This is a genomic window from Halolactibacillus miurensis, assembly GCF_900116255.1.
GTDB lineage: Bacteria > Bacillota > Bacilli > Bacillales > Amphibacillaceae > Halolactibacillus > Halolactibacillus miurensis.
In genome coordinates this window covers 65,659-72,648 of the sequence record NZ_FPAI01000013.1, presented here as the reverse complement: position 1 = coordinate 72,648, position 6,990 = coordinate 65,659, and the positions used below count along the sequence as shown (strand labels likewise).

The following is a 6,990-nucleotide window of genomic DNA, read 5'->3' as shown; positions in this document are numbered from 1 at the left end:
CATGTTTCAGCTGCATAAAAAGAGCCGAAACATGTGAAATATAAGCTTGAAATTATTGGTTAAAACTTCTCGCCAACACCATTTGACAAAGAACCGAATATATTAGTAAGAATAAAAAACAATCGGCAACGGTTGTTTTTTATTCTTATGATTATGTTAATGCCTTATTAAAAAAATGAAGGACTCTATACATTCTCAGTATAGGTAATTAATCTAGCGTTTGTAGACATTCCATCGTTTTTACACAAAAAAGAACGCGTTTTTTGATTGACATTTTTTAAAAATACCGCAATAATATATAGCATGCTATGTAATTGTGAGGAGGTTCATCTACGTTGCCAAATGATTTAATTCTTTACATACGCTTCGTATACTTTGCGCTTGAACGTGAAAAAAATCAGTATTTTGAACAGCACAATCTCACGTCTTCTCAAGGTGATATTTTATTGTTTTTAGGCGGAGCCTACTATCACAAAAGAGATGTGAATCAGAAAAATATCGAAGAACATTTTCATTTGACGAATCCAACGGTCACAGGTTTACTAAAACGTTTAGAGGAAAAAGGCTTCATTGATCGCAAGAAAAGTGAAACAGATGGACGTCAGAAGTTAATTTCTTTAACTGATCAAAGCATGCGAGTATTAGAAGATTTTCAGGTGTATAAAGAAACAATCGATCAAAAACTTTTACAAGGTATTGATCACGAAGAACGAGACAGTATTGTAGAACATTTGAAAAAATTATTAAGTAATTTAGAACCAGAACACAATAAATGTAAGCTTGATGGGAGGAAAAAAGATGATTAAAAAGCTGCTGCCTTTTTTAGGCGAGTATAAAAAAGCCACCATTTTAACACCAATTATGGTTGTGTTTGAAGTTATATTAGAACTCATGATTCCGCTTCTAATGGCAAGGATCGTCGATTATGGTATTCAAGGCGAAGGGGGTATGAGTTACACTATTCAGATGGGGTTACTGATGATCCTAATGGCCATTATCGCCCTTATTTTCGGCGCCTTAAGTGGTAAATATGCCGCAGAAGCTGGAATGGGGTTTGCGAAAAACATTCGCTCAGGTTTATTTGAGAAAATACAAGGCTATTCATTTGCTAACGTTGATAAGTTTTCAACAGCGTCACTTGTCACACGTTTAACAACGGATGTAACTAATACGCAAAATGCGTTTATGATGATTATTCGGATGGCGATTCGGGCACCGATTATGTTAATTGGTGCAACCATTATGGCGGTATCGATTAATGCAAGACTATCCATGATTTTCTTGATTTCAATCCCGGTATTATCTTTAACGCTCTTCTTTATTGGTAAAAATGCGCATCCACGCTTTTTAACGATGCTTGAAAAATATGATGGATTAAATGAAAAAGTTCAAGACTTTATTGTTAATATTCGTGTCGTAAAAGCCTTTGTAAGAGAAGATCATGAAGAATCACGCTTCTTGGAAAATGCTAAACAAGTGCGCGATGCGCAATTAAATGCTGAAAAACTCGTGATTTTAAACATGCCAATTATGCAGCTGACCATTTATACGAGTGTCGTTGCGATTCTTTGGTTTGGCGGTAATATGGTTATCGATGGCACGTTTAATATTGGACAGATGTCTAGTTTCATTATGTACATTATGCAAGTACTTATTTCTCTTATGATGATTTCAATGATTTTCATTATGATCATTATTTCCCGTGCGTCCTTCTCACGTATTATCGAAGGTTTAGAAGAAAAACCAACGCTTGATGATGAAGGGACAGATCCGAACCTTCAGTTACATGATGGGGCGATTGAATTTAAAGATGTGTCATTTAGTTATACAAATGATCCAGACAATGTCGTATTAAATCAGATCAATTTATCAATCAACTCTGGTGAAACGATTGGAATTATTGGTGGAACGGGTTCTTCGAAAACAACGCTGGTACAATTGATTCCGCGTCTATATGATGTCTTATCAGGCGAAGTCGTCGTAGGTGGGCATAATGTAAAAGATTATAAATTAAATGTGTTACGAGATAATGTGGCGATGGTGCTGCAAAATAATGTCTTGTTCTCAGGGACGATTAAGGATAATTTAAAATGGGGTAATGAGCATGCGACAGATGAAGAAGTAGAGGCAGCGGCCAAAGCAGCCCAAGCGCATGACTTCATTACATCATTCCCTCATGGTTATGATACCGATCTTGGTCAAGGTGGCGTTAACGTTTCTGGTGGCCAGAAACAACGATTAACGATTGCGAGAGCGCTACTGAAAAATCCAAAAGTGATGATTTTAGATGATTCAACAAGTGCGGTTGATACGGCGACAGATGCGAAAATAAGAACCGTATTCAAAGAGACCTTTGATGATGTCACCACATTAATTATTGCTCAGCGCGTGAGCTCCATTTCTGATGCTGATCGGATTATCGTATTAGATGACGGGGAAGTTAAAGGGTTTGATACCCATGAGAACCTCATGGAATCAAATGAGATTTATCAAGAAATTTATCAATCTCAAAGTAAGGGAGTGAGTATCGATGGCTAAAGCAAGACCAATGGGTGGTCCAGGTGGTGGACCAAAAGGTATGGGAAAACCATCTAATATACCAGAGACTTTAAAACGGATTGCCAGTTACATGAAAGAAGATAAATGGATTTTCCTGATTGTCTTCCTTACAATTATTACGAGTGCACTCAGTAACGTCATCGGGATTTCATTCTTACAGACGATTATTGATAATTATTTAACGCCACTAATGGAAGAACAAACGGCAGAACTGATGCAAGAGTTCGTCATGGTGATTGGTACAGTGGCTGTTATTTACCTCGTTGGCGCAGCGTCAACATACGTTTTTAACCGTTTGATGGTTGGGATTTCAACGCGGACATTATACAAAATTCGTGTCGATTTGTTTCAAAAGCTAGAGAAATTACCGCTGAAGTACTACGATACACATACCCATGGAGACTCCATGAGTCTCTTTACGAACGATATTGATACGTTAAGACAAGTGTTATCGAATTCGATTACAGGTGTCATTAACTCATTAATCACCGTTGTTGGTGTCTTCAGTATGATGATTTTCTTTAGTTGGCAATTGACGATTCTCGTGGTGATTATGCTCGGAGTTATGTTGTTTGCGGTAAAAGAAATTGGTGGACGTAGTGCGAATTACTTTGTCAAACAACAACAAGAGCTTGGACAAGTGAATGGTTACATTGAAGAGATGATTGAAGGACAAAAGGTCATTAAAGTCTTTTCACGACAAGAAAAAGTCTATGAAGAGTTTGATACATTGAATGAGGGCTTAAGACAAAGTGCCACGACGGCGAATACTTTTGCGAATGTGTTAATGCCCATAATGGGTAACTTATCGTATATTCTTTATTCTATTACCGCGATGGTTGGGGGGCTGTTAGCTATTGAAGAGATTCTAACGCTCGGTACAGTCGTTGCTTTCTTACAATTTACGCGGACATTCTCTCAACCTATTATGCAAGTGTCCCAGCAAATCAATGCCGTCTTAACAGGACTTGCTGGAGCGGAGCGGGTATTTAAAGTGATTGATGAACAACCAGAATTTGATGAAGGTACTGTTGAGATGGTGCCTGTTACTATAGATACTGAAGGTAACATGACAGAGGTCGCGGAGCGGACAGGTGAATTTGCTTGGAAGGACCAAGGAAAACTCACACATGTCAGAGGTAGTGTTGTCTTTCATGATGTTGTTTTCGGATACGAGGAAGATAAAACCGTCTTAAACGGGATTTCTCTTTATGCTAAGCCTGGTCAAAAAATCGCCTTTGTAGGCTCGACAGGAGCGGGTAAAACGACCATTACCAACTTAATTAACAGGTTCTATGATGTACCAGGTGGTAAAATCACGGTAGACGGTATTGAAATCAACCGCATTAAAAAACCAGACTTACGTCGTTCACTTGCGATGGTACTGCAAGATACCCACCTCTTTACTGGTACAGTAATGGAAAATATTCGTTACGGCCGTTTAGATGCTACAGATGAAGAAGTCATTGAAGCAGCAAAATTAGCGAATGCCGACACGTTTATTCAACACTTAAAAGATGGCTATCAAACGGCATTAAAATCAGATGGTAACAGTTTATCACAAGGTCAACGTCAATTGATCGCAATTGCGCGTGCTGCTGTTGCCAAAACACCTGTGTTGATTTTAGATGAGGCAACGTCATCGATTGATACGCGAACGGAAGCGCTCATTCAAAAAGGTATGGACCGTTTAATGGAAGGTAAAACGTCCTTTATTATTGCCCACCGTTTATCAACCGTTCGTTCAAGTGATGCAATCATGGTACTTGAACAGGGTGAAATTATTGAACGCGGTAATCACGATCAATTAATCGAACAAAAAGGAAAGTATTATCAACTTTCAGCTGGTATGTTTGAGTTAAGTTAAGTAGGACAGAATAAAACACCCGTTCTTTGCTTTTGGCAAATGACGGGTGTTTTAAGTCTGTGTGGTTTGATGTGTAGTTTTAGCTTGCTTTATTAATAGAGTGCCTCTCAAACGACCGAATATTTTGTTTCATCACAAGTGAAATAACAAAAGCGATACTGACAAGACCTGCAAAAATATAAAAGGCGGTGTTATAGCTACCAGTGGCATCATTTATATAAGCGACAAGTAGCGGACCAAATACACCAGCTGCAGACCAAGCTGTTAAGAGTAGTCCGTGGATGGCACCAAGTTGACGCGTACCAAATAAATCACTAATAAAGGCAGGTAGTAAAGCGAACCCACCGCCGTACATCGAAACAGTAATAAAAATTAATACTTGTAGCAACAACGCATTCGTCACATTTGGCAAGAGAAGCATGATCATAGCTTCTACACCGAAAAACATCAGGAATACGTTACTACGTCCTAAGCGATCGGAAAATGCAGACCAGCCAAGGCGTCCACCACCGTTGAATAACCCCATAATACCTACCATTGTTGCCGCAGCTGTAGCGGTCATACCCGTTTTTGTTTGGGCAAGGGGTGATGCTGCTGAAATAAGCATAATGCCAGTAGAAATGTTAATAAACATCATCATCCATAACAACCAAAAACGTGGGGTCCGAATGGCTTCTTGTGCATTTAATTGCTGTAAACTAGGCGTAATTTTTTTGGCCTTCTTAGCTTTCGTTGCTGCTAAGTTCGGCATATAACCTTCTACAGGTTTCACAATATAGCTTGCGCCACTAATCATTAAGATAAAGTAGACGGCAGCCATAATGAAGAACATGTTGTGTAAGCCGACCCCTTTGATTAGTTGGGTAATAACTGGGGCAGCAATCAAAGAACCTGCACCAAATCCCATAACAGCCATACCTGTTGCAAGACCTCGTCGGTCGGGGAACCACTTCACTAGTGTTGAAACTGGCGAAATATAACCAAGACCTAAACCAATGCCACCAATGACACCGTAACCTAAGTAAAACAAGGTCACAGATGATGAAAGCATACCGAAGCCAGCGATGACTTGACCGCTCGCAAAGAAAAAGGCAGCAATCGTTGCTGACTTTCTTGGTCCCCATTTTTCAACAAACCTTCCGAAACTCGCCGCAGATGTTCCAAGTAAAGCAATCGCAATCGTAAATGATACGGTAACGGTTCTGTCACTCCAACCTAGATTTTCAACGATTGGATACTTTAAAACACTGTAGGCATAGACTGAGCCAATTGATAAATGAATGGCTATAGCAGATAATGCTATAAGCCAACGATTTTTCTTCATGATAACCTCCATAGCTATCAAACCACATCCACTGGCTATAACTATATCAGATAAACCCATGTGAATCAGTGAACAGATTGTGAACAATTGAAGAATAGCTAAGAATTTTGTTAGATGACAAGTAGCAATGACTCAATGTTTAACTTTTAAATGACAAAAGTCCCAACATTGGTAATTAAAGACGAATGACAGATTGTTTATAAATGCAAGCATCGCTTATACATGGTCATCAAAAGTAAATGATTGACATCGCTCAGAGAAAACGTCATATAAGTCGATATGCCATAGTGCTTTATTTTCATCATAGACAAGTCGATCGATAACGAAAATCTCAGCTGGGTGGGGACGATGGCCTTTATAGACTTTCTGAATAACTTGTTTTCGGGTGAGAAACGTCTCTTGCCGTTTATCTTTTGATGATCGTCTCATCTTTTTGGTATTTGCAACTCGAGGGTAGTGTTGACTAATGGAGTGATACCACACATCAACATAATCACCCACATCATAGTTTGTTTCCTGTTCATTGACCCATATCAATTCATAGTATCGTTCTCTACCACCGTATGGCCGCATATTTTTTGGTCTTTCGGCTTGTATCAGAAGACGATGGGGTGTTTTTTGAATAACATACCCGGTAAGGTCTGGGGGTGTTTGTCTCATAAATATGAGAAACCATAGCGTGACAACGCCTAATATTGATAAAGAAATATAGATCTGTTTTCTTTTCATAATCACTATCCCCCTTTTTAAAATTAGGGCTTTTGTAAGCCCTCGCTTCAGTTTAAGTGGTGGGTAATTGACCATTTAAACACTGTCATATATTAGACGGTTCAACATCCTAATAAGTTACATTAATATGTGAATTTTCTTATAAATTCGACAAATCTGTCTGGGATAGTTATTTAGCTGTAAAAAAGGTAAATATAATATCTTTGTTTGGGGCAAAATGGAAAGAGGTTTAATACGAGTTAAGATGTCAACATAATTGCTTATTTATAAATAGATTTTTTTAAGTGAGATCGTCGAAGATTTAGCATTTACTCAACATGACTTTTAAAATGTAGATCTGTTATGTGTGCTCTTTACGAAAAGCTTGAGATACAAGTAGCTGATCTTAGATAAGAAAAAAAGTTATGAATAAAAAGACCGCTTAGTCAAGGGGTGTATCATCTTGACTAAGCGATCTTTTTGATTGTCTAACTGTATTTTAAGATGCGTTTATGGCATATAAACGTGCATG

Annotated in this window: 5 protein-coding genes; 3 read left to right on the top strand and 2 right to left on the bottom strand. The window is 38.4% G+C overall.

Going from position 1 to position 6,990, the window contains the following annotated elements; translation table 11 throughout:
- Nucleotides 1–335 precede the first annotated feature (335 nt).
- The 3 genes from BM390_RS09420 to BM390_RS09410 are packed head-to-tail and all read left to right on the top strand — an operon-like array spanning nucleotide 336 to nucleotide 4,426.
- The gene (locus tag BM390_RS09420; RefSeq protein ID WP_089854489.1) at nucleotides 336–806 is read left to right on the top strand and encodes a MarR family winged helix-turn-helix transcriptional regulator; all 471 of its coding nucleotides are present in this window, start codon (nucleotides 336–338) and stop codon (nucleotides 804–806) included.
- Entirely contained in the window at nucleotides 799–2,538 is a 1,740-nt protein-coding gene (locus BM390_RS09415; RefSeq protein WP_089854486.1) for an ABC transporter ATP-binding protein, read from the top strand. Before BM390_RS09420 ends, BM390_RS09415 begins: the two co-directional genes overlap by 8 nt.
- Nucleotides 2,531–4,426, top strand: coding sequence for an ABC transporter ATP-binding protein (locus BM390_RS09410; RefSeq protein WP_177220697.1), 1,896 nt, complete (start codon nucleotides 2,531–2,533; stop codon nucleotides 4,424–4,426). The genes BM390_RS09415 and BM390_RS09410 overlap by 8 nt, the downstream gene beginning before the upstream one ends.
- Nucleotides 4,427–4,505: 79 nt before the next feature.
- Here BM390_RS09410 and BM390_RS09405 read toward each other — a convergent pair whose 3' ends face one another.
- Both BM390_RS09405 and BM390_RS09400 read right to left on the bottom strand, forming a co-directional pair.
- Nucleotides 4,506–5,750, bottom strand: a complete 1,245-nt coding sequence (locus BM390_RS09405) for an L-lactate MFS transporter (protein ID WP_089854482.1) — start codon at nucleotides 5,748–5,750, stop codon at nucleotides 4,506–4,508.
- A gap of 216 nt (nucleotides 5,751–5,966) precedes the next feature.
- Nucleotides 5,967–6,479, bottom strand: coding sequence for a DUF3221 domain-containing protein (locus BM390_RS09400; protein ID WP_062321058.1), 513 nt, complete (start codon nucleotides 6,477–6,479; stop codon nucleotides 5,967–5,969).
- Nucleotides 6,480–6,990 lie beyond the last annotated feature (511 nt).

Coding starts and splice junctions, on each gene's coding strand:
- BM390_RS09415 (WP_089854486.1), top strand. CDS start 799: ATGATTAAAAAGCTGCTGCCTTTTTTAGGCGAGTATAAAAAAGCCACC.
- BM390_RS09410 (WP_177220697.1), top strand. CDS start 2,531: ATGGCTAAAGCAAGACCAATGGGTGGTCCAGGTGGTGGACCAAAAGGT.
- BM390_RS09400 (WP_062321058.1), bottom strand. CDS start 6,479: ATGAAAAGAAAACAGATCTATATTTCTTTATCAATATTAGGCGTTGTC.
- BM390_RS09405 (WP_089854482.1), bottom strand. CDS start 5,750: ATGAAGAAAAATCGTTGGCTTATAGCATTATCTGCTATAGCCATTCAT.